We start from the raw sequence: 22,552 nt of genomic DNA on the forward strand, positions 1-22,552 counted from the left end.
TAAATAATGCTTACATTCCGTTTGCTGCCTCCGGGGAACAATGTGGAATGTGTGGGTTAACCTAATAACAATGAAAATCAGATACGGAAATTACAATGAAGAAGATATGTCGGTGTAGACTGTTTGGCCAGTATGAACCGATCAGACCTGAGTTTTATTTTTTGTGTGTCGAAATGTGGCTGAAAAACGACGAGCCAAATGATAGAGAGCGTAGCGGGCGATAGTGTCATCAAATTAAAAGACGACGGCGTACTTTCAACCTCTTCTTGTCCTTTCTTTAAATCAATTTTGAAATCTTTGCAGCAAGTAGTTTCTTCCATATCACAGATATGGGAGGGAGCTTTTTCTTCATGTTCATCTTGTAAGCAAACAGGACAACTCTGGTGGTGTTCCTCCACACGATCTTCTAGCATAACAAACGAGCCCCCATGACATTGGTGCATGTATACGGTCATTCCCGTACATGTCAGGGTGTAAAACAATAAGATGATGCTCGATAAGAATGCTCTCATGACAAACAAAGATAAGAAAGATATTTTATCTTGGAAAAACGGTGTTTAAAAAAATAGTTGAATGATCTTGCATTTAAGTTATGAAGATATTAAATTTATATCATCATAAAACTAATCGATATGGAGCAACTAATGTCAGAACCTAGGGTTCTTCTTTCTTTAGCGGTATCACTATTAATAATAGCTGTTGGTGTATTTAAAGTGTACTCCCGGTATGTGAAGGAACAGTAAGAATCATCTTTATGCCTGTCTGAAGCGGAGCTGTAAGACAGGCATAAAGAGCTAACATCTCCTTAAGGGGCTTTGATTCCCTTTATAAAAGGATCTATTTTGTGTAGGTAATTCTCGTCTGTTAATAAACGGACAAAAGCACTTCCAATAATGGCTCCTTTGGCATAATCTGTAGCTTTCTGAAATGTTCCTTTATCCGAGATCCCAAATCCAATGACCAATGGGTTCGTTAATTTCATATCTTTTAAGCGTTGAAAATACTGTTCTGCTTGCTCACCAACTTTCAGGTTTTTACCGGTTGTTGCATTGGAAGAGAGCAGATAAATAAAGCTATTAGAGAGCGCGTCTATTTTTCGTATGCGTTCCACAGAGGTTTGCGGCGTGACTAAAAAGATATTACTGATCCCATATTGTGCAAATATAGCCTGATAAAGTTCCTCGTACTCGTACATAGGCAAATCTGGAATAATGGCGCCATTTACACCAACTTCCTGACAAGATTTGCAAAAGTTTTCCACACCATATTGTAAGACTGTATTAAAGTACCCCATCAAAAAAACGGGGATAGATACCCGTGACCTCAACGCTTTCAATTGTTGAAAGAGTAGCTGGAGTGTCATACCGTTTTTAAGGGCTACCTGTGAGCTATGCTGAATAACCGGTCCGTCCGCTACCGGATCGGAATAGGGAAAACCAATCTCGAGAAAATCTGCACCCGCCTGTTCTAATTTTTCAGCAATAGCTATCGTGCTATCCAAATGCGGATAGCCCGCCGTGTAGTAGATGGATAGCAAATTTTCTGACGTATCCTTTTTAAATATATCTTGTGTTTGCATCATGTTTAAAATCCAAAATATTTCATATAGTTATCCAAATCCTTATCGCCACGGCCTGATAAGCAGATAACGACATTCTCCTTGCCCTGAAATTTCATTTTTTCGAGATAGGCGATTGCGTGTGCGCTTTCTATTGCCGGTATGATTCCTTCCAGTTTGGTGAGCAATAATCCGGCTTGCATGGCTTCTTCATCGGTAATGCTGACATACTTTCCCCGACCACTTTTATATAGCCAGGCATGTTGGGGACCGATACCCGGATAATCTAAACCGGCGGAGATAGAGTATGGTTCGACAACTTGTCCGTCGTCGGTTTGCATGAGAATAGAACGGCTCCCATGTAATACGCCTTCTTTCCCTAAGGCTGTTGTAGCTGCAGATTCACCACTATCTACACCATGTCCAGCAGCCTCTACCGCGATAAGCTGTACCTGTTCGTCTTCTAGAAAATGATAAAACATTCCCGCTGCATTTGAGCCCCCGCCAACACAGGCAAGTACATAGTCCGGTAAACTACTACCTGTTTTTTCTACCAGTTGTTTTTTTGTTTCTTCAGATATAATGGATTGAAAACGAGCTACTAAATCAGGGTAGGGGTGTGGTCCCACCACCGAACCGATAATATAATGCGTATCCACCGGATTATTTATCCAGTCGCGCAAAGCCTCATTGGTCGCATCTTTCAACGTCTTGCTCCCCGATTGAGCCGCAACAACAGTGGCCCCCATCATTTTCATACGTGCCACATTTGGTGCTTGCCGTTGAATGTCGATTTCACCCATGTATACAACACATTCCAATCCTTTTAGGGCACAGACGGTGGCCGTTGCGACACCGTGTTGACCTGCGCCAGTTTCTGCAATAATCCTTTTTTTGCCAAGACGTTCAGCGAGGAGGATCTGTCCGATCGTATTATTTATTTTGTGTGCACCTGTATGGTTGAGATCTTCGCGTTTAAGGAAAATGTTGGCACCGTAACGTGCTGATAAACGTTTGGCGAGATACAAGGGAGAGGGGCGTCCTACGTAATCTTTCAACAATTCCTGAAACTCTTGTTGAAAGCGCTCTTCCCGCATGATCTCCCTATATTTTTTTTGGAGTTCCTCCACATTGGGGTACAACATCTCGGGGACGTAAGCGCCTCCAAAGGGGCCATAATATCCTTTTTCGTTTACGTGATATTTACTCATGTCTGATTATTTTCAATGCTTTCTTTAATTTGTCGATATCTTTTAATCCCGGCTCTAGTTCAAATTTAGAATTGATGTCTAAGCCGATTAAGCGTTCATCTGCAATAGCTAATGCATGGGGAATATTAGCTAAGTCTAAACCGCCACTAAGGAAATAAGGAACGTCATAAGGGTAGCTTTTTAACAAGGCCCAATCAAAAGTACGTCCGGTTCCGCCGTGTTGTGGACTGCTCGTGTCGAACAGGAAATAATCGACCACGCCCACATAGGGTGCAAAGGTTTTCCACGATAAGTCCGCATCCATTCCGAACGCCTTGATGACTTCTATATCCGCTGTTTTTACTTGTTCACAAAATGCAGGTAATTCTTGTCCGTGTAACTGTATCGCCTGTAGACCCTGCTCTACTTTTTTATGTATAAATGCCTTCTCCGCATTCACGAATACGCCTGTCTTTTTAATTCGATCGGGGATAAGCATGTTTGGGAGTTCTGGCGTATAGCGAGCGGATTTTTCATAAAAGATGAATCCCATATAGTCGATGGGAAGCAAGGCGAGCGCCTGCATATTTGCCGGTTCACGCATGCCACATACTTTTACTTTTAGCCTTTTCATGTTTTATGCGGAAATCAATTTATGAAAACTTTGCAATGCTTTTTTCCCCAGTAAGGATGATTCCGCTTCATAATAACAATCCCCGAAGGTTTTTTCAGGATGGATCGTCTTTATAGCAAAAGCGGCGTTCGTTAGCACTACATTATTTTGTTTGTCGTTGCCTTCCCCGCTGATGATGCGACGGAAGATAGCGGCCGCTTCTTCCACCGTATTTCCTCCTGCGAGATCGGTAGGTACCAGTGGAGAAAAACCGAGCTCTTCGACCTTCATGTATTTCTCGCCTTGATTGTCTATGATTTTAAAATCTCCTGTGAGGGATATTTCGTCGTAGCCGTCTAGTGCGTGAATGACGCTGTATTGTTTGGTGGTTTGTTGATATAGATAATTATATAGTCGGGCCAGCTCCAGACTGAATACGCCTACAGCCTGAAACTTAGGATTGGCCGGATTGGTAAGTGGACCCAACATGTTGAAGAAAGTTTTAACCGCTAATGCACGTCTGATCGGTGCTACGGTTTTCATGGCAGGATGGAAGAGGGGAGCATGTAAAAAACAGATATGGGCTTCATCTAACTGCCGTTGTAGTTCATCATGATCGTTGGTGAAGGTATAACCTAGATATTCCATTACATTGGAAGAGCCGCATCCAGAAGAGACCCCCACATTACCATGCTTTGCCACGTGATAACCGGCTCCCGCTACAACGAAAGACGCTAATGTGGAAATGTTAAAGGTATTTTTACCGTCTCCACCCGTACCACATAAATCAATGAGGTCGTATCCCGGAAATTCAACTTTTTGACAGAGGTCGTACATGGCATTACGAAAACCGCTAAGTTCCTCTACGCGGATGCTCCGCATGCCATAGGTCGTCATAAACGCCGCTATTTGATGCGAATCATATTTCCCAGTCGCAATATTCGTAAGAATATCGTATGCTTCTTCCTTTGTGAACGTTTTGTACTCAAATAAATGAGCGAGTATTTCTTTCATCTGATGCAGAACAAAGTCTATAAAAAAGGCTTGCCTAATCTTTAGGCAAGCCACTATCTTTTGATGTAAAAATTTCAAGCAATAGGTTTTTGCCACAACATTAACTGTTGTGCCACCACCATGCCCTATTTACATTGTTAAGTTTCATTTTTACTACTATACATTAGCAAATGTCTCATATTTGTTAATCAAAAGCAAGAAAAAATGTGAAAATTATCTCAAAAATGAGAGTTCATCTGGAACATCGGCAGGAATCGCACGGTCAATATAAGTGAAATATCCAGTCAAGAGCTGACTTTCTTACAACCTTTTTCCTTGAGTTTTGTTCTGTTCTAAAAGACCACGGAGATCTTTCGATACTTATTTTTAATGGGAGGATATAAAGAATGAAAAAACATTATAACAACGTTGTTATTGGCTTTGGAAAGGCAGGGAAAACGCTGGCTACTTGGCTGGCAGCGCGGGGTGAAGAGGTGGCTGTCATTGAGAAGTCAAAGCAAATGTATGGTGGATCTTGCATTAATATCGCTTGTATTCCGACAAAGTCTCTGATCGTGAATGCGGAAAAGGGAACATCTTATACGGATGCTCATGATATCAAAGATCAGCTGACCGGAGCGTTGCGTGAGAAAAACTATAAGAAGGTAGCGGACGCAGAGAAAGCAACGGTCGTCGACGGATCGGCATCTTTTATATCGCCAAATACACTGAGAGTCGTAGGACACGACGGAGAGCAGACTATTGTAGCTGATCGGATTTTTATTAACACCGGGACCAAGCCGATGGTTCCTGAAATAGAAGGAGCAGACGGTAGCAAAATTTACACGAGTACGACCCTCATGGAGCTGGAGGAGAAACCGCAACGCTTGGTGATTGTGGGAGGTGGTTTTATCGGATTGGAATTTGCCGATATGTATTTGAAGTTTGGGACGGACGTGTACCTGTTGGATAGCCACGAGCGGCTCCTACCAAACGAAGATGCCGATATCCGCGAAGCAATCGAGAGTGTGCTGGAGGAAAAAGGACTCCATTTCCTGCCAGGTGCCAAAGTGGAGCGTTTTCGCGAAGGACAAGAAGGAGTAGCAGTTGATTATAAGATGGGAAAGCAGCGGGATACAATCAAGGCCGACGCGGTACTTTTAGCGACAGGCCGGACAACGGAGACGGAACCGTTGGATCTGAAAGCGGCGGGAATTGAAACGGACAAAAAGGGGTATATCGTAGTCGACGACCAGCTACGGACGAGTGCCGAACATGTTTGGGCAATCGGTGATATCAATGGCGGTCCGCAGTTTACTTATATTTCGCTGGATGATTTCCGAATTATCAAAAATCAAATTATAAAAGGAAAATACAATTCGGTTAAGAAAAGACAACCATTCGCGACGACGGTTTTCATCACACCGCCTTATGCGCGGATCGGAATGAATGAAACGGAGGCAAAAGAGCAAGGACTCGATTTTTCGGTTTATATGCTTTCGGCAGATCATATTCCAAAAGCAGCGATACTGCGTGAGGAAAGGGGAATTTTAAAAGCAATCGTTGATAACGAGTCGGGCAAAATATTGGGATGCATGCTGTATTGTGCGGAAGCGCATGAGATGATTAATACCATTCAACTCGCTATGAACGCCAATTTGCGTTACGAAATTCTGCGTGACCAGATCTATACACATCCTTCCATGACAGAAAGCTTTAATGAACTTTTTTCTTCCGAGGCACTAAACCGATAATAACTTGGATATTCCGACAGCATAAGTGAAATGTGCAGTTGGACAGAGATTGTCAGATTCTCCATACAAGGGTCAATACGTCACAAAATGAGCTTTATCGCCTTTAGATACCAGTGTGAACGATGCAATTTTACCTTGGGCAATATAAACGGCGAGCATCTGACGGTTGTGATAACGTAAAAAATACATGCTATCTGTAGGTTTTCCTTCCGGATCGATGTCTCGCGTTTCTCGGTTGGGTAACGCCTTAAAGGGCGTATAAACTATTTCGTTTAGGTTCTTGGGTTGGAGGTTAATGCGTATTTCCTCTATACTCGCTTCCAGATAGTCGTATTCCTCATCGGTGTCTGTTTGTTCCAATAATACATGTCTGCTTAGAATTATATCTGGACGCAATGTTTCATCCGCTATATCCGCGACAAAATCTTTAATAAGTTGAATGTCATCTTGCTTAGTCGTGACGGTGGTTTGTGCCGTAACGTGTGTAATGAAACAGAAAAGAAGGAAACCGGATAATATTTTTAACATAAAAAGCTTGCTTTTTATATAAGACAGCTTTTCAAAGAGAAGGATTAATACCTTCTCTTTTTAATATTCATCTTCGTTAAAGAAGAAATCGTCTTTCGTGGGGTAGTCTGGCCAAATTTCCTCGATGTTCTCGTAAGGCTCTCCATCGTCCTCCAGCGCTTGAAGGTTTTCAATAACCTCAACTGGAGCCCCCGAACGAATACCATAGTCAATTAACTCATCCTTAGTTGCTGGCCATGGCGCGTCTTCCAAATGTGAAGCAAGTTCTAGTGTCCAATACATATATCTACTATTTTAGTGAATTCCTTTTTTTCGCAAAAATAACATTATTATCCACTAAATCAAGTCAGGCGATTGTTATTAAATTTGTTTTGTTGTAATTATCTGTTTTATAGGTAGATAAAATTATATATTTTCAAAATCAGTGCCTTTTTCTTTCAGTGCATCAAGTCGAGGGTGTACAGATTTAATATCCGGGTTGGGGTAGTCGTCTTCGATTAACCCATCGCGCATCCGGACAATACGATGCGCATGTTGCGCTATATCTTCTTCATGGGTTACGAGTATAATGGTATTGCCTTTGGAATGTATATCTTCCACTAGCCCCATGATTTCAATAGATGTTTTCGTATCCAGATTACCCGTCGGTTCGTCTGCTAAAATAATGGAAGGGTCGTTGATAAGGGCGCGGGCTACAGCCACACGTTGCCGTTGTCCACCGGATAACTCGTTGGGCTTATGATCCACACGGTTTCCTAATGCGACGTTTTCCAAAGCCTGTAATGCCTTTTCTTCCCGCATTTTTTTATTGTATCCGGCATAAATTAAGGGGAGCGCGACGTTTTCCAAAGCCGAATTTTTTGGCAGGAGATTGAACGTTTGGAAAACAAAACCAATTTCTTTATTGCGAACCTCGGCCAGTTCGTTCTCGCTCATGTCCGAAACGTTAATGTTGTTTAGTATATATTGCCCTTTGGTGGGGGTGTCGAGACAGCCTAGAATATTCATCAGCGTAGATTTACCCGAGCCAGATGGTCCCATAAGGGCAACAAACTCCCCCTTTTTGATGTTTAGGGATACGGACTTTAGTGCATGTATCCGCTCTGCGCCGATGACGTATTCTCTTCCAATATCTTCTATCTGAATTAAGTAATGCTCTTCCATGCGTTTCGCCTTAAAATGGAGGATAAGATACAATTTATTTATTATAGATGTTCCATGCTTTCTTCATTTTGTGATAAACTTCGGCTTCTAACGAAGGGGAGGCCTTGTCTCTTTCGGCGTCAGACGAAATGGGAGCCAGTACTTTGACATGTATGATACCCGGTTTTGATCCATAGGTTTTTCCGTCATCCCACAGTATCTGCCAAGCATCTTGAATAACAACTGGGAGAATGGTCGTCCGGTTTTCAGAGGCTATTCGGAATGCGCCCGATTTAAAGGGGTGCAGCATCGGCGGATAATCGTCGTCAATTTTCCCCTCTGGAAAAATCGCCAGTGATTTTTCTTTCTGTAGAAGCTCGAGCGCTCTTTTATACGCTTTAAATGCGGATATTTTACTGTCTCTTTTGACAGGTATGTCAATGGTTTGAAAGAATATACGCGTAATTGGATTTTTCAAAAGTTCTATTTTCCCCATAAAGGAAAAGGGAGATTTACACAGGTAATTTAAGACGGTGATATCAAGAATGGAGGTATGGTTGGCACATAGTACATAGTTTTGGGACCAATCGATAGGTGTTTCATATTCTACATGGATACGGATACCGACGACGTAGATACCCGCTAAGCTGATCCATCTTCGAAACAGCACCAATTTACGGTAGTACTTTTGGGGAGTTCGGGCATAATAAAATAGAAACGGGTAGCCTAACAGAAAGAAAAATAGGACAGCAGTAAAATAGGCATAAAGATGTATCTTTTTTAAGAATCTTGTCATATTAAAAAGGTAGAGACGCCATCTTTACGTCTCTACAATTATAATTTATTATTTACTTAATTCCGCATAATATTTGAAGAATAATGGAATCGTCTCAATACCTTTTAGGTAATTCGCGATATCGTATTTTTCGTTTGGTGAATGTAAATTATCACTGTCCAGTCCAAAGCCTAATAAGACGGTTTTTACGTTAAGTTCTTTTTCAAATAGCGCTACGATGGGGATAGAGCCTCCGCCTCGGGTTGGAATAGGTTTTTTGCTGAATGCCTCTTCTAATGCTTTTTCCGCAGCTTGGTATGCAATACTATCCGTTGGTGTTACAACCGGCTCCCCTCCATGATGTGGTGATACGATTACGTTGACATAAGGTGGAGCGATTGCCTCAAAATGCTTTTTGAAAAGATGGGTGATCTTTTCGGAATCTTGATTAGGAACCAATCGCATGGATATTTTAGCGTGGGCTTTAGCTGGTAATACTGTTTTTGCCCCCTCACCAATATAGCCACCCCATATACCGTTTACCTCTAGTGTTGGACGAATTCCAGTGCGCTCGATCGTGGTATAGTCTTTTTCTCCCCACACCTCGTCGATACCTAAATCCGCTTTATATTCTTCGATATCAAACGGAGCCTTGTTCAGTGCTTCTCGTTCTTCCTCGCTCAATTCTGCAACATCATCATAAAATCCAGGAATGGTAATATGATTGTTTTCATCGTGTAAGGAAGCAATAAGCTTGGCAAGGATAGTTGCCGGATTCGCAACAGCTCCGCCATAAACGCCCGAATGCAGGTCACGGTTTGGTCCGGTGACTTCTACTTCTACATAAGAAAGACCTCGGAGCCCGGTTTCTAACGAAGGTTGTTCGAGGCTAATCATCGATGTGTCGGAGATCACAATGACATCGTTCTTTAGACGCTCTTTATTCTCTTTGACAAAAGCTCCTAAATTGGCGGAACCTACTTCTTCTTCGCCTTCGATCATAAATTTGATGTTACAGGTCAACGCATTGTTTTTCATCATATATTCAAATGCCTTGACATGCATATAGAATTGCCCCTTATCATCCGCAGCTCCCCTGGCGTAAATTTTTCCATCGCGAACCGTCGGTTCAAACGGAGGCGTGTCCCACAGTTCCAAGGGGTCGGCAGGCTGCACGTCGTAATGTCCATACACCAACACCGTAGGAAGGGATGGATCTATTATCTTTTCTCCGTAAACGATAGGGTTACCGGCTGTTGGACAAACTTCGACCTGATCAGCACCTGCTTCTTTTAACTTGTCAGCAACGAAGTTTGCCGTCTTTACGATGTCTTCTTTGTATTTCGAATCGGCACTTATGGATGGGAAACGTAATAGCGCGAATAACTCTTCTAAAAATCTATCCTTGTTGGATTGGACATATTCTTTTATTGTCAGCATAATGTTGTGTTTTTACAAAGTTACCTATTTTTTTTAAACGATCGATCTAGGTGGAAGATGTTAAAAAATGCAAAAGATTTCGAAAAAACATGAATTGTGACTTAATTATATATATTTTCGTGTAAACGTTAGTTTATGAATTTTAGCGACCTATTTAATGAAAAGACTATCTGCCCTACTTTTTATCATCTCTTTCCTCTTATCTTTTAATTCTTTACAAGCACAAACGGAAATCACAGGCAAGGTGTTGGACGAAGGCGACCAAACCGCGCTCACGAATGCGACGATTATGCTGTTGCAGGCCAAAGACTCTATTTTGGTGGAACACACAAGAGCGGGAGCGAATGGCGAGTTTAAATTGCATAAACCGGATACCATTCCGTATTTGCTTATCGTAAGTTATCCAAAATACGGTGATTATTTTAAGCATATCGGAGACGATGCGAATGTACATTTAGGCGATGTGAAATTGACGAGTATAAGCCATCTTATTGAAGAGGTTATTGTGACGGGTCGAATTCCCGTTGTTATAAAAGGAGACACAACCGAATATGATGCATCCAGTTTCGTCGTTGAAAAAAACGCGAAAGTAGAAGACTTATTAAAAGTACTACCGGGTATTTCGGTGGACGCCGACGGAAAAATAACAGCGCAAGGAAAAACCGTAGAGAAAGTTCTGGTAGATGGCGAGGAATTTTTTGGTGATGATCCAACACTGGTGACACGTAATATCCGTTCGGATATGGTGGACAAAGTTCAGTTATACGAAAAGAAGTCAGAAGAAGCCGAGCGGACGGGCGTGGATGATGGCGAACGCATCCAAACCATCAACGTAAAATTGAAAGAAGATGCAAAAAAAGGAATGTTCGGGAAGGTTGAAGGAGCCGGAGGGACAGACGATTTTTATTTAGGAAAGCTTGCGCTTAACAAATTTAGCGGTAGTCAGAAAATTGGAGCTTATCTGATGGGTGCTAATGATGGTAACCTAAGTTTAAATTGGCAAGAAGCAGAGAAGTTTGGCATGTCAACGATGGAATCAGGGATGACCGATGACGGGGGAATGTATTTTTATTCATCTGGTGACAGCTTTGATTATTGGGATGGGAAAGGTAGGCCTGAGGCATTGAGTACGGGCGTCAGTTTTCTGGATGCTTGGAAAGAAAACAAGCATAAATTAAACGGGAGCTATAAATACGGCATGATTCAAAATGAGGTGGGGGAGAGTTCCCTATCCAGAAATAGTTTGCCGGATAATGAAGAACTAAATACATCCAGTACATCCAATAGAGAAACGGATGCGCGTAGACACCGCTTTAATTCAAAGTACGACTGGAAAATAGATTCATTGACGACGCTTACGCTCAATCTATCCGCGTCAAAAGGTCGATCCGAATCGAATAGCTATACTCGGGCCGAGTCTTGGAATCAGGATGGCGAGGCGATAAACGACAACCAGCGAGCGGAAAGCTCCATCTCCGATAATACGGATTTTAACTACCGCGGTTATCTTACGCGACGGTTCAAAAAAATGGGGCGTTCGATATCCTTTCGATTTGGCGGTAATGTCAGCGATAACAAAGGGTCGGGCTTTTTGAATTCAACCCTGAACATCTATGATGAGGACGGGAATACGCAGAGAGATACGACAGACCAACAAAAAGAAATGAACCGGCAATCGAATAGTATAACCACCTCGTTAACATATACCGAACCGATTACTTCCAAATTGAACTCCTCGATCGGATATGAGTATAATATGTCTAGAGCGCACGCCATCAATACCTCCTATAATGGCGATGGCGAAGGTAACTATACGGACTTCGATGAGGAATTTAGTAGTGATTTTAATTTCAATACGGTTAGAAATGCGGTGAATGTGGCCCTTAACTATAAGCTGGAAAAATTTGAGGCTAATTTCACGAATAACTTTCGGAACGATGATATGTTCCAGCAAAATAATTACGAAGACCTCAACGCGAGCCGAGACTTTTTTACGTACAATCCTTCTGCAAGATTACGCTATAATTTAAGTAGCAATAAAAGGATCGGGTTTCACTATAATCATTCGAATACGTTGCCCTCGCTTTCCCAGATCCAGCCACTCCGACAGAACCAGGATCCTTTAAATATCGTTGTCGGAAACGAGGATCTGACGCCAGCGCGCAACGACCGATATAATATGTATTACAGCAACTATAATATGATGAAGGGTACGAATTTATATGTCGATATGGAGTGGAGGCAAACCAGAAATGCCATTCAACAGAATGTCATGATTGAAAACGGTGTGCGGACGTTATTTTATGAAAACTTGGATGGATACGTTAGTAACAACGGAAGGATATGGTTAGGTGGCGGGTTTGACGTGAGCAAAAAAATGCAATTGAAAGCGCGTATTTCGGGTAATGGAAGTTACAATAACTACTATAATTATATCAATTCACAATTGAACGAGAATACAAACTATGACTACTCCTTTGGGTTGAATATTTCTAAGAATACGACGAAAAATATTGATTTCAATATCGGTTTCCATCCGGGGTGGCGGCTAATGGAGACCTCCTTGCAACCGGAGTTAAACAGCTCGGGGTTTGTTTATCGCACCAACGTATGGTATTCTTGGAAATTGCCGTGGAAATTCAGTTTTTACGGAGATATGTCGTATAACTACGAGGCGCCAACGAAAGCGTTGAACGAGAAATTTGAGCTCTTGTTGTTCAAACCGGGGATATCCAAGAAGTTCTTAAAAGATGAAAGCCTTGCTGTGGATGTCTACGTTAACGATATTTTTAACCAGAATAAAGGATTCAGAAGGTTTCAATCGGGAAGTATGATTTCTCAAAATACCTATAACACGATATCGCGGTATTTTATGTTGAAAGTCAGTTGGGACTTTACATCTATGAAAGGAGGAAAGGAGTAATGAAGAAGGCAACCTATGTGATGATTTTGGTACTGACGATTTTTGTCGGTGGAATGGCAAATGCACAACACGCTTATTTTCCTACAGAGGGTACCATTCTTTATGATAAGACGATACACGTCAAGAATCTTTTGAGAAGACATATTTCCACCTTAAAAGATGATAATTTTAGTAAGAAATACTATCAAGAATTGATGGATAGGGTTTCTGAAACAGCCGTGTTAAAAAAGAAAGTCTCTTTTCGGGGGCAGGAAATGAGCTTGGAGAGTATAAAGGAAACCTATGATCCTATACTTTCCAACCTATTAAGATCGGGTTTATTGGATTATCAACCGACCCTCTATCAAGATCTTTCAAAATCCATTTCAAAATCAACCTTTGAAATAGGTGGATCTCCCGTTTTCATCCAAGACTCGTTGTTACAGGTGAAGTGGAAGATTACAAACGAATACAGAAATATCGCGGGATACGATTGTCGAAGAGCAAACGGGGTAACCCTTGATTCCGTATACGTTGTCGCTTTCTATACCGATCAAATCCCATTGTCTGCCGGACCCGGTACGGTACATGGACTCCCTGGAATGATTTTAGGGTTGGTCGTGCCGGAGCAACATTTCAATATTTACGCCACAGATGTGAAATTCGGCTCTCCAGATCTAAAAACAGTAACAAGTCGAAAAAGAGATGAACCGATGACACGCCAAGAAGCGCATAGCAGGCTGAAAGATATTCTTGGGCGATGGATGACTGATCAACAGCTTAACCTGTTGTTTGCGGCCATGTTTCTATAGGAGAAACGAATATGATGAAAAAAAGCCCGATTGTACACACAATCGGGCTTTTTATAAGCGAAAAGCCAAAAGACTATTTCTCGGAATTTTTCTTCGCCGTCACTTCGTTACGAAGTTCCTGCGCTAACGTTTTGATTTCTTGTAAACCTTTACGTACACGTGTTCCTGCAGCAGAATTACCATTGTTAAAGAATTTGTCTGCATCTCCTTCGATTGATGCTACTAAGTCTTTTAGTTTGTTGTAGTTTTCCATTTTTAAAAAGTAATTTAGTTTTTATGAATATTATATTTTAAGCTGATTCTAAATACAAGCTAAATATACAAAAACAACGTTTTAAAGTGCAATTTTTGTATTAAAATCGAAAAATAAATTTCGTTTGAAGCTATTATTCGACAATTTTTAGCTCATCAATGATGTTTTGTGCTCCTGCAAATTTATCGATAATGAATAATACATAACGAATATCTACCGATATGGTACGTTGTAAAACCGGGTCGAAAATTACATCGCCCGCCATCGCCTCTATATTTCCATCAAAAGCCAAGCCAATAAGTTCGCCGTTTCCATTTAATACGGGAGAACCAGAATTACCCCCGGTTATATCTTGGTCACTCAAGAAATTCACGGACATATGACCGTCCTTATCAGCGTAACGTCCATAGTCTTTCGCCTCATATAAATCCATCAAGCGTTGGGGCAAATCAAACTCCTCGTCGCCGGGTTGATATTTCGCGATCGTACCTTTTAAGGTGGTGTAGTTATTGATTTTAGCATCATTACGCGAATCTTTCGGCAAGGCCCGAATGGTTCCATAGGTCAACCGTAAGGTAGAATTCGCATCTGGATAATACTTTCCTTTGGGATTGGCCTCCAATGTACCCGCAATGTATTTACGGTAAGCCGACTGGAACGTGTCTTCCAAGGCTTCTATTTCTGGCGTTTTTTCACGGTATTTATCCATTAAAGCGGTAGAAATCAAATACAGTGGGTCGTTATCAATCGCTTCTACGGATGGGTTGACCAAGAATGAATGTAGTCGGTCAGCCGAAGCAAAAATGCTTTGGTCGAATGCCGTTTGAACTTCTGTTTGGAAATTGCCATTATTTTTGGAGGCAAGCTCTTGTATATAGGGCGCAATATTTCCCGCTTTTGCAGCGTAAAGATTGAGTTCATCCGATAAAACATCCATTTCCAATGGAAGATAGATATTCTCAAATGTCTCCGCAATTCCATTTTCCAGACGCGGGAGCATATCTGCACGACCCTTTTCATTAGCAGCAGCATATTGTTTTAAAGCACTTCCCAGACTATACGGGAGTGGAGCAAACGTCGAGGAACGAAGCATGCCGATCAGGTAGTTGTCATGCCTTGCTTTTTCATTGGTGGCGGCATAATAAGCGTTAATATCGGAAAGTACATCGCCGTATTTTGCACGATTCGTTTTTTTATTTGCCCACTTTTGGAATTTCTTTTCTTGCTTGCGTTTGGTTGCCGCCGTGCGATGTTTCGTTAATGCATCAATCATTCCCTGGCGGTTCTTCCAATAGTTTGCAACACCCGAATAGGTGGAAGCATAATTTAATTTTACGGCTTGATTGTTGTCCATGTGCTTTTTCATGGCATCCATCCCTACCTTAGAGGCCTCTACCCATGCTGGGTACGCATATTGCACATTTTGATCAATGCCTGCGGCAGGCATCCAACGATTTGTACGTCCCGGATAACCTAAAATCATCGAGAAATCACCCTCTTGAAAACCTTTGATACTGATAGGCAAGAAATGTTTTGGTTTAAGAGGTACATTATCTTCTGAATAAGCTGCAGGATTACCATCCTTATCGGCATATACGCGGAAAACAGAAAAATCGCCTGTATGTCTAGGCCACTCCCAATTGTCGGTATCACCACCGAATTTTCCGATGCTATTCGGAGGCGTACCCACTAAACGTACATCCGTGTAATCTTGGTAAACGAAGTAATAGTATTCGTTTCCATTATAAAATGATTTAACGGAAACAACGTATTTACCATTTTCGCTATTTTCCTGTTCAATTTTAGCAATTTCCTGGTTCACAATTTTTTCCCGCTCTTTTTCGTTCATGCTGTCATTCACCAGACCCAGTATGCGCTGTGAAACATCATCCATCCTTACAAAAAAGCGAACAGATAATGACTTGGGTTTTAGCTCTTCCTCCAACGACTTTGCCCAGAATCCATTTGTTAAATAGTCGTTTTCGGGTGAGGAAAGCTCGGCAATGGCACCGTAACCGCAGTGATGATTCGTAAACACCAATCCTTTGCCCGAAACAATCTCTGCCGTACACCCGCCGGCAAACTGTACAATAGCGTCTTTAAGAGAGGAATTATTAATGCTGTAAATTTCCTCGGCTGTTAGCTTCAGCCCCTTTTTCTGCATATCCGCTTCATTCAAGCGTTTTAAATGCATTAAAAACCACATGCCTTCATCAGCAAATGTGGTTATACTCCCTGTGATAAGGAGTATAAAAATCCAAATTTTCTTCATTTTCAACCAATTTTGATATGCAAATTTGACGTATTTATCGCAAAGTAGCAAACGGCAATTGATAAGTGGAGACAGAAATTACTATCTTTGTTCAATGGCATCATTTGAAGATTTCAAGCTCAATAAACAATTGCAAAATGCAATTACGGAAGCGGGTTACACGATCCCTACGGAAATTCAGCAAAAAGCAATAACTCCCATTCTGGCCGGGCAAGATGTGATGGGAATTGCGCAAACGGGTACAGGGAAAACGGCGGCTTTTGTGTTGCCGATGCTGATGAAATTGAAATATGCGCAAGGGAATGACGCACGCGCCTTAATTTTATCACCCACACGTGAACTGGCGATGCAAATCGAAGAGCATATTCGTTTGTTTTCTACCTATCTCGATTTACGTACCGTGTTATTATTCGGGGGGCTAGGCCCTAAAACACAAAAAGAGCAATTAGCCAAAGGATGTGACATTATCGTCGCCACGCCCGGACGCTTTCTCGATCTGTATTTAGCAGGGGACATCCACACGAAATCCCTGAAATTTTTAGTCATGGATGAAGCCGATAAAATGATGGACATGGGGTTTATCGGTAAAATCCATCGGATACTGGAAATCGTACCTCGGAAACGACAAAACCTACTTTTCTCGGCCACGATGAGTGAACTGGTCCGCAAGATAGCTGGTGACTTTTTGGCGTTCCCGACGGTTATCGAAGTAACAGAGCAAGCAACCCCTGCGAAAACGGTAACCCAAGCACTTTACAAAGTCCCTAACTTAAAGACTAAACTCAACCTCCTGCAACATCTTTTGAAAGATGATGAATCCTTTCACCGGATTATTATTTTCTGTAAAACAAAAACGGTTGCGGATAACGTTTTTCATTACCTGGAACGAAAATACGGACGAGAGCAAGTACGGGTTATCCATGCGAACAAAGGACAGAATACGCGTATAAATTCAATTAATGCCTTTAAAGAAGGAAACATCCGTATTTTGGTTGCGACAGATGTAGCGGCACGGGGCTTGGATGTGTCGAATGTAAGTCATGTGTTTAATTTTGACGTGCCTATTGTGATCGAAGATTACGTGCATCGGATTGGTCGGACAGGACGAGCGTTTAATCAGGGCGATGCGATAACGTTCTGTAATCCGGCAGAACAATATTACGTGGATAAGATCGAAAAGCTTATTCGACAGGGTATACCGGTCTATCCTATCCCGAATGAAGTTTTTGTTGAAAAAACAGACTTTCAAGAAAGCCAGTCTATAGCTCGTGAAATCGATAGCCAAAAAAGAAAAGAGAATCCGGATTTTCAAGGCGCATTTCATGAAAAGAAACATGCCCCAAAAGTCAATTCCCGGACAAAGAAACCGTTGAAAGGAAAAACGGGGCCTAAAGGAAAAGCAACTAAATTTAGAAAAAAATAAATCGTGAAGCTTACACCTTTAAATATTACATTAGCCTGTTTGCTGGTTTGGGCTATTTCGGAAATGAATTTGGACACCGAAATGACATTCTCATGGGGATGGCTAATCGCACTATGCGTAATTTTGTCCCTGATAGATTTAGGATTTCGGATGATCTTCAAAGATTTGAAAAAAGTGTGGTTTGCCCAGATCGCGTTTATATTGGTCGTCGGCGTCTTGATGGTGGTTATACGGGTAATGTGAGGGGTACCGAGTGAAACGTTATACATTAAAGAGATTATAGCCTACAGCACATAGCTAAAGCAAAAAAGAAATGAAAAAAGCAGAAATAAAACTAAATGTTACATTAGACGAACAAAATGTTCCTGAACGTATAGATTGGTCGTCTACAGACGGAGAAACTTCTGAAGAAATGCCTTCAAAGGCCATGTTTTTGGCACTTTGGGATGCCCAATATAAAAATTCAATGCGTATCGACCTTTGGACAAAAGATATGCCTTACGATGAAATGAAGCGGTTCTTTTACGAAACGTTGCAAACCTTGGGCGATTCTTTCCTACGGGCATCGGGAGGAGATCCTATGGCCGATAAGGTTATTGGTGATCTGCGGGATTACTGTGCGCATTTTGCTGAAAAAATGGAAGTATTGGAGGAGGAAAAATGAACTATTTCTTAGTGAAATCTGAGCCGTTTAAATATAGCTGGGAGCAATTTAATAAAGACGGGGAAACGTTTTGGGATGGAGTGCGCAACTACCAGGCGCGTAACAATCTGAAAGCGATGAAAAAAGGAGATTTGGTCTTGTTTTATCATAGTAATGAAGGAAAAGAGGTCGTTGGGATAGCGCAGGTCGTTAAAGAATTTTATCAGGACCCGACGACAGATGACGAACGTTGGGTCGTAGTCGATTTGGCACCCATAGAAACCTTGAAGAAACCCGTTACATTGGAAGACGTAAAGGCAGACCCATTCTTACAGGATATCGCTTTGGTACGCCAAGGGAGACTTTCGGTTATGCCACTGAAAGCGGAGGAATTTGATCGTATCGTGGAATTAGGGAACGGATAATTCAACTAGCTTCTGGAGTATTAATGGGTCGCAGCAGAATTGATAAGCTGCTGGAGGCTTTTCGCATCTTTAATCTCCATTTTTCCCGCCAGAATTAATCGCAGCTCCCGTCGTTGTAATGCCTCGTCGAATAGCTTTTTTTCTTCGTCGGTTTCGGGGAGAAGTTCGGCTACTTTTCTTGGTTTGGTATGTTCATCAATGGCAACAAACGTGTAATAGGCTTCATTTGTTTTCACCCGTGTACCTTTCGGTAAATTGTGTGCAAAAATCTCCATCCGCACTTCCATCGAAGAATTGAATGCACGTGTTACCTTGGCTTGTATGGTGACTACTTCACCTAGTTTGATCGAACGTTTAAAAGACACGTTATCCACTGATACCGTTACGACGGGGCTATTGGAGTGTTTTTGAGATGCCATAGCAGAACAAATATCCATCCAATATAATAACCGTCCTCCCATGAGATTACCGAAGGTATTCGTGTCGTTTGGAAGCACGAGCTCGTTCATTTCTGTATAAGATTCTTTTGCGAATTTTTTATTCATGCGTTTGTTGACGTTATTATGCACTATGGCAAAGGTAAATAAACGTTTTGTCTATCTGTTATAAAAACTAAACTGCTGTTCTATCTCCTTTAGTGATTTTATAAACGGCGTAGGGGAGTATCCTAATGCTGTTTTTGCCTTGTCGAGGATGAAGCCGGTTTTTCTTGGGCGGTTAGTTTCCTGCCCTATATCCATTGCACGGATTGGATTAATGAGCGACCTGTCCAAACGCCAAAAATCTGCGATTCGATAGACGGCATCTATTATAGTCATCATTTCATCGCCTGATATATGGTAGATGCCGGTTGCTTCTTTCTCCATGGCGCGTATACAAGCATCGGCTAAATCATCTACGAAAGTAGGCATTCGCCATTGGTCGCTCACGACGTTGATGCGGTTATTGCTTTCCAATTGTGTTTTTGCCCATAACACCAGGTTGGAGCGCTTCGTGTCACCGTTTATACCATACACTAAAATAGTTCGGAGGATAGCCGCGCGGCAATCTATGGATGATAGGCGCTTTTCGGATATCGTTTTACTTTTTCCATAGGCATTGCATGGATTGGTTTGACCGGTTTCTCTATATGGGCCTTCCATTCCGTCAAATACAAAATCTGTAGATAGATGGACAAGATGCGCGTCATGTTCAGCGCAATATTGTCCCAATTGGTAAACGGCTCGTACATTGATTTTTTCACATTGTACCGGATCGTTTTCACACGCCTCTACACTACTCATCGCGGCAGTATGAATGATGTTATCGGGGCGAACTTCGTCCAGCAGCGATTGTAGAGAAGCAGGATCGGCTATGTTACAGGGCGTATAGGTGTAACCTTCGCGGATAAAAATCCGGTTTTCACTTTTAGAAGTGGCTACTATACGATAACCTGGTTTATCGACTAATCTTTCGATTAACTTCTGTCCGAGAAATCCATTTGCTCCTGTCACCAAAATGGTTTGTATCCGTTTTAAATTTGTCATGAATGTCGGTAAAAGCAGGTTCGTAAACGTGAGATTAATTGGTCCATTGAAAATCCATTTTGTCCTGTTTCATGGAATTGTCGATAACATCAATTTCCAATCTTAAAATAGATTCAAGTGCTTTGTAATCAATTTTTTCGGGATCATCTCCTGGCTTATGATAGTCATCATGTCCGCCGGTGTGGAAAAACAAAACGGGAATATCTTTTTTATAAAAGGAGGTTTGGTCCGAACCGCCGTTTCCGTCACGGCTGAGATTAAATTTAATCTCGCTTGTTATATTTTTAAAAATTGTCGGGAATTTCGAACTGGTTCCATAGCCGATGACGGCAAGGCCATTATCTGGATTATAGCGGCCGATCATATCCATATTTAACATCCAATGGATATTTTCCAGTGGAACCGTAGGGTTCTCCGTGAAATATCGGGAACCTACCAAACCCAGTTCTTCCGCTCCAAAAGCAATAAATAATAAGTTGAAAGGCTCTTTGATATCATTGCTGCTGTAGTGGCGCGCAAGTTCCAATAGGCCTGCAACGCCGGAAGCATTATCATCCGCACCATTATGTATTTCACCAACCCCTAGTGAATCCCTCGAGCCACCTTGGCGTCCATCTCCTAAATGGTCGTAATGTGCGCCAACAACAATAGTGTATGGAGCATCGTTATCAAGGTAACCAATAACGTTGTCTGCTTGGCGGATACTATCTTCTACCACGACGCGTCGTACCTTTGCTTCGAAGGGTTGGCGGTAGCCTTTTTCACCCTGAGGTTTCAGTCCGTATTCTTTGAAATAGGTTTCAATGTATTTTGCAGCTTTTTTGACTTGTTTGGAGCCTGTTCCACGACCTTTCATATTGTCGTCTGCCAAATAATAAATGTGTTTTTTCAGGTTTTCTTGCTTAATCTGTGCAAAAACAGGGGAAAGTGGTGTACATAATAGAAAATGGAGTACTATTATATAAAACGAAAAAAGGGCTTTGTTATTCATGCCCTAAACCTAAATAAAATGCTTTGCATTCACGAATTCCTAAAAGAAAAACTATTATGAGTAATTCATTTTTATATGCAATATAATCTTTATACATATAAAATGAATTATTCGTAAGCATATGTCTTAAAGGTACTCATGAGCACTGCGTGGTTTAATTTCGCTCTCCTCTACCATTGAAAACATTCTAACAGAGGAAATATACTTAATCTTCCAAAACTTCGCTGTTTACGCTTTCTTTTTCTATGTGCTCCTCTTTGAAATAACGTTTCTGAAAGATTAGAATAAGAAATACACCAACCGAGATAGCAGAATCAGCAATATTGAATACCGGGCGGAAAAACAAAAAATGTTCTCCTCCCCAAATCGGAAACCAATCTGGAAAATTTCCTTCGATCAACGGAAAATAAAGCATATCCACGACTTTTCCGTGAAACAGGGAGGAATATCCTCCACCATCCGGAAACAAAGCTGCCGTCGTATAGAATGTGCTCTCGCTAAATATGACACCATAAAAGGTCGAGTCAATGATGTTGCCTAATGCCCCAGCAAATATCAAGGCCACATTGAGGATAAAACCACGATGATACTTGTTTTTAACCATATAATGTAACCCATATCCTATACCGATTACAGCAACGATCCGAAACAGCGTAAGAAAGAGTTTTCCGAATTCTCCGCCAAATTCCATACCATAGGCCATTCCATTGTTCTCAATGAAATGAATGAGAAATTTATTGCCTATGATATTAAAATCCTGTCCAATCGTCATGTTGAGTTTTACCCAAAATTTTGATACTTGGTCAATGAACAAGATAATGGCGATCAGTAAGAGTGGTCGGTTATAGCCTTTCATAAGTGCAAAAAATGGAGATGCTTAAAATTGCGTTTTGAACATCTCCACTTTAGTTTCATATTAATATTAATACTGTTTGTTTTTCGCTTCAATACTCAACGTCGTGTGTGGGACAGCTTTTAAACGTTCCTTTTGGATAAGCTTACCCGTTTCCCGACAGATACCATACGTTTTGTTTTCAATACGTACCAAAGCAGCGTCTAGATTGTCAATGAATTTTTTCTGGCGAGCTGCAAGCTGGTTGGTTTGTTCTTTTTCCAATGTGGCAGAACCATCTTCTAAAGTCTTGTATGTTCCCGCAGTGTCATCGGTGCCATTCGCGTTGCTACTGCTCAACGCAGAAGTCAGTGCAGCAAGTTCTTCTTTCGCGATGCGAAGCTTTGCAAGAATAATTTCTTTAAACTCTTGAAGTTCAGCGTCACTGTAGCGTGTTTTTTCTGTACTCATTCTAATAA

The 22,552-nt window shown here is 41.5% G+C and carries 24 protein-coding genes; 7 read left to right on the forward strand and 17 right to left on the reverse strand.

All coding sequences use genetic code 11. The features are described from left to right. Window positions 1-77: 77 nt before the first annotated feature. From H8B17_RS04825 to trpD, 5 genes are all read right to left on the reverse strand, one after another. Window positions 78-512, reverse strand: coding sequence for a hypothetical protein (locus tag H8B17_RS04825; protein WP_190307997.1), 435 nt, complete (start codon window positions 510-512; stop codon window positions 78-80). A 293-nt stretch (window positions 513-805) separates the two neighbouring features. Continuing rightward, window positions 806-1,582 (reverse strand): tryptophan synthase subunit alpha, encoded by a 777-nt coding sequence (gene trpA, locus H8B17_RS04830; protein ID WP_190307998.1) that lies wholly within the window; start codon window positions 1,580-1,582, stop codon window positions 806-808. 2 nt (window positions 1,583-1,584) lie between these two features. Then, window positions 1,585-2,769, reverse strand: coding sequence for a tryptophan synthase subunit beta (trpB, locus tag H8B17_RS04835; RefSeq protein WP_190307999.1), 1,185 nt, complete (start codon window positions 2,767-2,769; stop codon window positions 1,585-1,587). Beyond that, window positions 2,762-3,382 (reverse strand): phosphoribosylanthranilate isomerase, encoded by a 621-nt coding sequence (locus H8B17_RS04840; RefSeq protein ID WP_190308000.1) that lies wholly within the window; start codon window positions 3,380-3,382, stop codon window positions 2,762-2,764. The genes trpB and H8B17_RS04840 overlap by 8 nt, the downstream gene beginning before the upstream one ends. A gap of 3 nt (window positions 3,383-3,385) precedes the next feature. After that, on the reverse strand, window positions 3,386-4,375 hold the full coding sequence (gene trpD, locus H8B17_RS04845; RefSeq protein ID WP_190308001.1) for an anthranilate phosphoribosyltransferase: 990 nt from the start codon (window positions 4,373-4,375) through the stop codon (window positions 3,386-3,388). Between the two features lie 386 nt (window positions 4,376-4,761). Here trpD and H8B17_RS04850 point away from each other — a divergent pair, with 386 nt between their 5' ends. Further along, complete coding sequence (locus tag H8B17_RS04850) at window positions 4,762-6,108, forward strand: FAD-dependent oxidoreductase (protein WP_190308002.1); 1,347 nt, start codon at window positions 4,762-4,764, stop codon at window positions 6,106-6,108. A 72-nt stretch (window positions 6,109-6,180) separates the two neighbouring features. Here H8B17_RS04850 and H8B17_RS04855 read toward each other — a convergent pair whose 3' ends face one another. From H8B17_RS04855 to H8B17_RS04875, 5 genes are all read right to left on the reverse strand, one after another. Then, entirely contained in the window at window positions 6,181-6,636 is a 456-nt protein-coding gene (locus H8B17_RS04855) for a hypothetical protein (RefSeq protein WP_190308003.1), read from the reverse strand. A gap of 60 nt (window positions 6,637-6,696) precedes the next feature. Beyond that, window positions 6,697-6,918, reverse strand: coding sequence for a DUF2795 domain-containing protein (locus H8B17_RS04860; RefSeq protein ID WP_017258669.1), 222 nt, complete (start codon window positions 6,916-6,918; stop codon window positions 6,697-6,699). Between the two features lie 123 nt (window positions 6,919-7,041). Beyond that, entirely contained in the window at window positions 7,042-7,800 is a 759-nt protein-coding gene (locus H8B17_RS04865) for an ABC transporter ATP-binding protein (protein WP_190308004.1), read from the reverse strand. A 34-nt stretch (window positions 7,801-7,834) separates the two neighbouring features. Next, complete coding sequence (locus H8B17_RS04870) at window positions 7,835-8,575, reverse strand: lysophospholipid acyltransferase family protein (protein WP_190308005.1); 741 nt, start codon at window positions 8,573-8,575, stop codon at window positions 7,835-7,837. A gap of 48 nt (window positions 8,576-8,623) precedes the next feature. Continuing rightward, on the reverse strand, window positions 8,624-9,994 hold the full coding sequence (locus H8B17_RS04875) for a dipeptidase (RefSeq protein WP_190308006.1): 1,371 nt from the start codon (window positions 9,992-9,994) through the stop codon (window positions 8,624-8,626). A gap of 157 nt (window positions 9,995-10,151) precedes the next feature. On the opposite strand from H8B17_RS04875, the gene H8B17_RS04880 reads away from it, so the two are divergent. Together H8B17_RS04880 and H8B17_RS04885 are read left to right on the forward strand one after the other, a co-directional pair. After that, window positions 10,152-12,917: an outer membrane beta-barrel protein gene (locus tag H8B17_RS04880; protein ID WP_190308007.1), complete on the forward strand. Its 2,766-nt coding sequence runs from the start codon at window positions 10,152-10,154 to the stop codon at window positions 12,915-12,917. Then, window positions 12,917-13,708 carry a GLPGLI family protein gene (locus H8B17_RS04885; RefSeq protein ID WP_190308008.1) on the forward strand — a complete coding sequence of 264 codons (792 nt, stop codon included), beginning with the start codon at window positions 12,917-12,919 and terminating at the stop codon, window positions 13,706-13,708. The genes H8B17_RS04880 and H8B17_RS04885 overlap by 1 nt, the downstream gene beginning before the upstream one ends. A 73-nt stretch (window positions 13,709-13,781) precedes the next feature. On the opposite strand, the gene H8B17_RS04890 is transcribed toward H8B17_RS04885, so the two are convergent. Further along, window positions 13,782-13,961 carry a histone H1 gene (locus H8B17_RS04890; protein ID WP_148917667.1) on the reverse strand — a complete coding sequence of 60 codons (180 nt, stop codon included), beginning with the start codon at window positions 13,959-13,961 and terminating at the stop codon, window positions 13,782-13,784. Window positions 13,962-14,094: 133 nt separating this feature from the next. Continuing rightward, window positions 14,095-16,233, reverse strand: a complete 2,139-nt coding sequence (locus H8B17_RS04895) for a S46 family peptidase (protein WP_190308009.1) — start codon at window positions 16,231-16,233, stop codon at window positions 14,095-14,097. Window positions 16,234-16,327: 94 nt separating this feature from the next. On the opposite strand from H8B17_RS04895, the gene H8B17_RS04900 reads away from it, so the two are divergent. The 4 genes from H8B17_RS04900 (at window position 16,328) to H8B17_RS04915 (ending at window position 18,724) form a co-directional block, all read left to right on the forward strand. Then, complete coding sequence (locus H8B17_RS04900; RefSeq protein ID WP_190308010.1) at window positions 16,328-17,656, forward strand: DEAD/DEAH box helicase; 1,329 nt, start codon at window positions 16,328-16,330, stop codon at window positions 17,654-17,656. A 3-nt stretch (window positions 17,657-17,659) separates the two neighbouring features. Beyond that, window positions 17,660-17,899 (forward strand): hypothetical protein, encoded by a 240-nt coding sequence (locus tag H8B17_RS04905; protein ID WP_317170991.1) that lies wholly within the window; start codon window positions 17,660-17,662, stop codon window positions 17,897-17,899. Between the two features lie 70 nt (window positions 17,900-17,969). Next, entirely contained in the window at window positions 17,970-18,320 is a 351-nt protein-coding gene (gene gldC, locus H8B17_RS04910; RefSeq protein WP_190308011.1) for a gliding motility protein GldC, read from the forward strand. Further along, window positions 18,317-18,724, forward strand: coding sequence for an EVE domain-containing protein (locus H8B17_RS04915; RefSeq protein ID WP_190308012.1), 408 nt, complete (start codon window positions 18,317-18,319; stop codon window positions 18,722-18,724). The genes gldC and H8B17_RS04915 overlap by 4 nt, the downstream gene beginning before the upstream one ends. A gap of 20 nt (window positions 18,725-18,744) precedes the next feature. Here H8B17_RS04915 and H8B17_RS04920 read toward each other — a convergent pair whose 3' ends face one another. From H8B17_RS04920 to H8B17_RS04940, 5 genes are all read right to left on the reverse strand, one after another. Next, the gene (locus H8B17_RS04920) at window positions 18,745-19,269 is read right to left on the reverse strand and encodes an acyl-CoA thioesterase (RefSeq protein WP_190308013.1); all 525 of its coding nucleotides are present in this window, start codon (window positions 19,267-19,269) and stop codon (window positions 18,745-18,747) included. A 51-nt stretch (window positions 19,270-19,320) separates the two neighbouring features. Beyond that, window positions 19,321-20,250 (reverse strand): SDR family oxidoreductase, encoded by a 930-nt coding sequence (locus tag H8B17_RS04925; RefSeq protein ID WP_190308014.1) that lies wholly within the window; start codon window positions 20,248-20,250, stop codon window positions 19,321-19,323. Window positions 20,251-20,284: 34 nt separating this feature from the next. Further along, complete coding sequence (locus tag H8B17_RS04930) at window positions 20,285-21,241, reverse strand: M20/M25/M40 family metallo-hydrolase (protein WP_190308015.1); 957 nt, start codon at window positions 21,239-21,241, stop codon at window positions 20,285-20,287. Between the two features lie 205 nt (window positions 21,242-21,446). Continuing rightward, window positions 21,447-22,097 carry a lipoprotein signal peptidase gene (locus H8B17_RS04935; protein ID WP_190308016.1) on the reverse strand — a complete coding sequence of 217 codons (651 nt, stop codon included), beginning with the start codon at window positions 22,095-22,097 and terminating at the stop codon, window positions 21,447-21,449. 66 nt (window positions 22,098-22,163) lie between these two features. Beyond that, the gene (locus H8B17_RS04940; protein ID WP_190308017.1) at window positions 22,164-22,544 is read right to left on the reverse strand and encodes a TraR/DksA family transcriptional regulator; all 381 of its coding nucleotides are present in this window, start codon (window positions 22,542-22,544) and stop codon (window positions 22,164-22,166) included. Between the last annotated feature and the right edge of the window lie 8 nt (window positions 22,545-22,552).

It is taken from the genome of Sphingobacterium arenae (assembly GCF_014692505.1).
GTDB lineage: Bacteria > Bacteroidota > Bacteroidia > Sphingobacteriales > Sphingobacteriaceae > Sphingobacterium > Sphingobacterium arenae.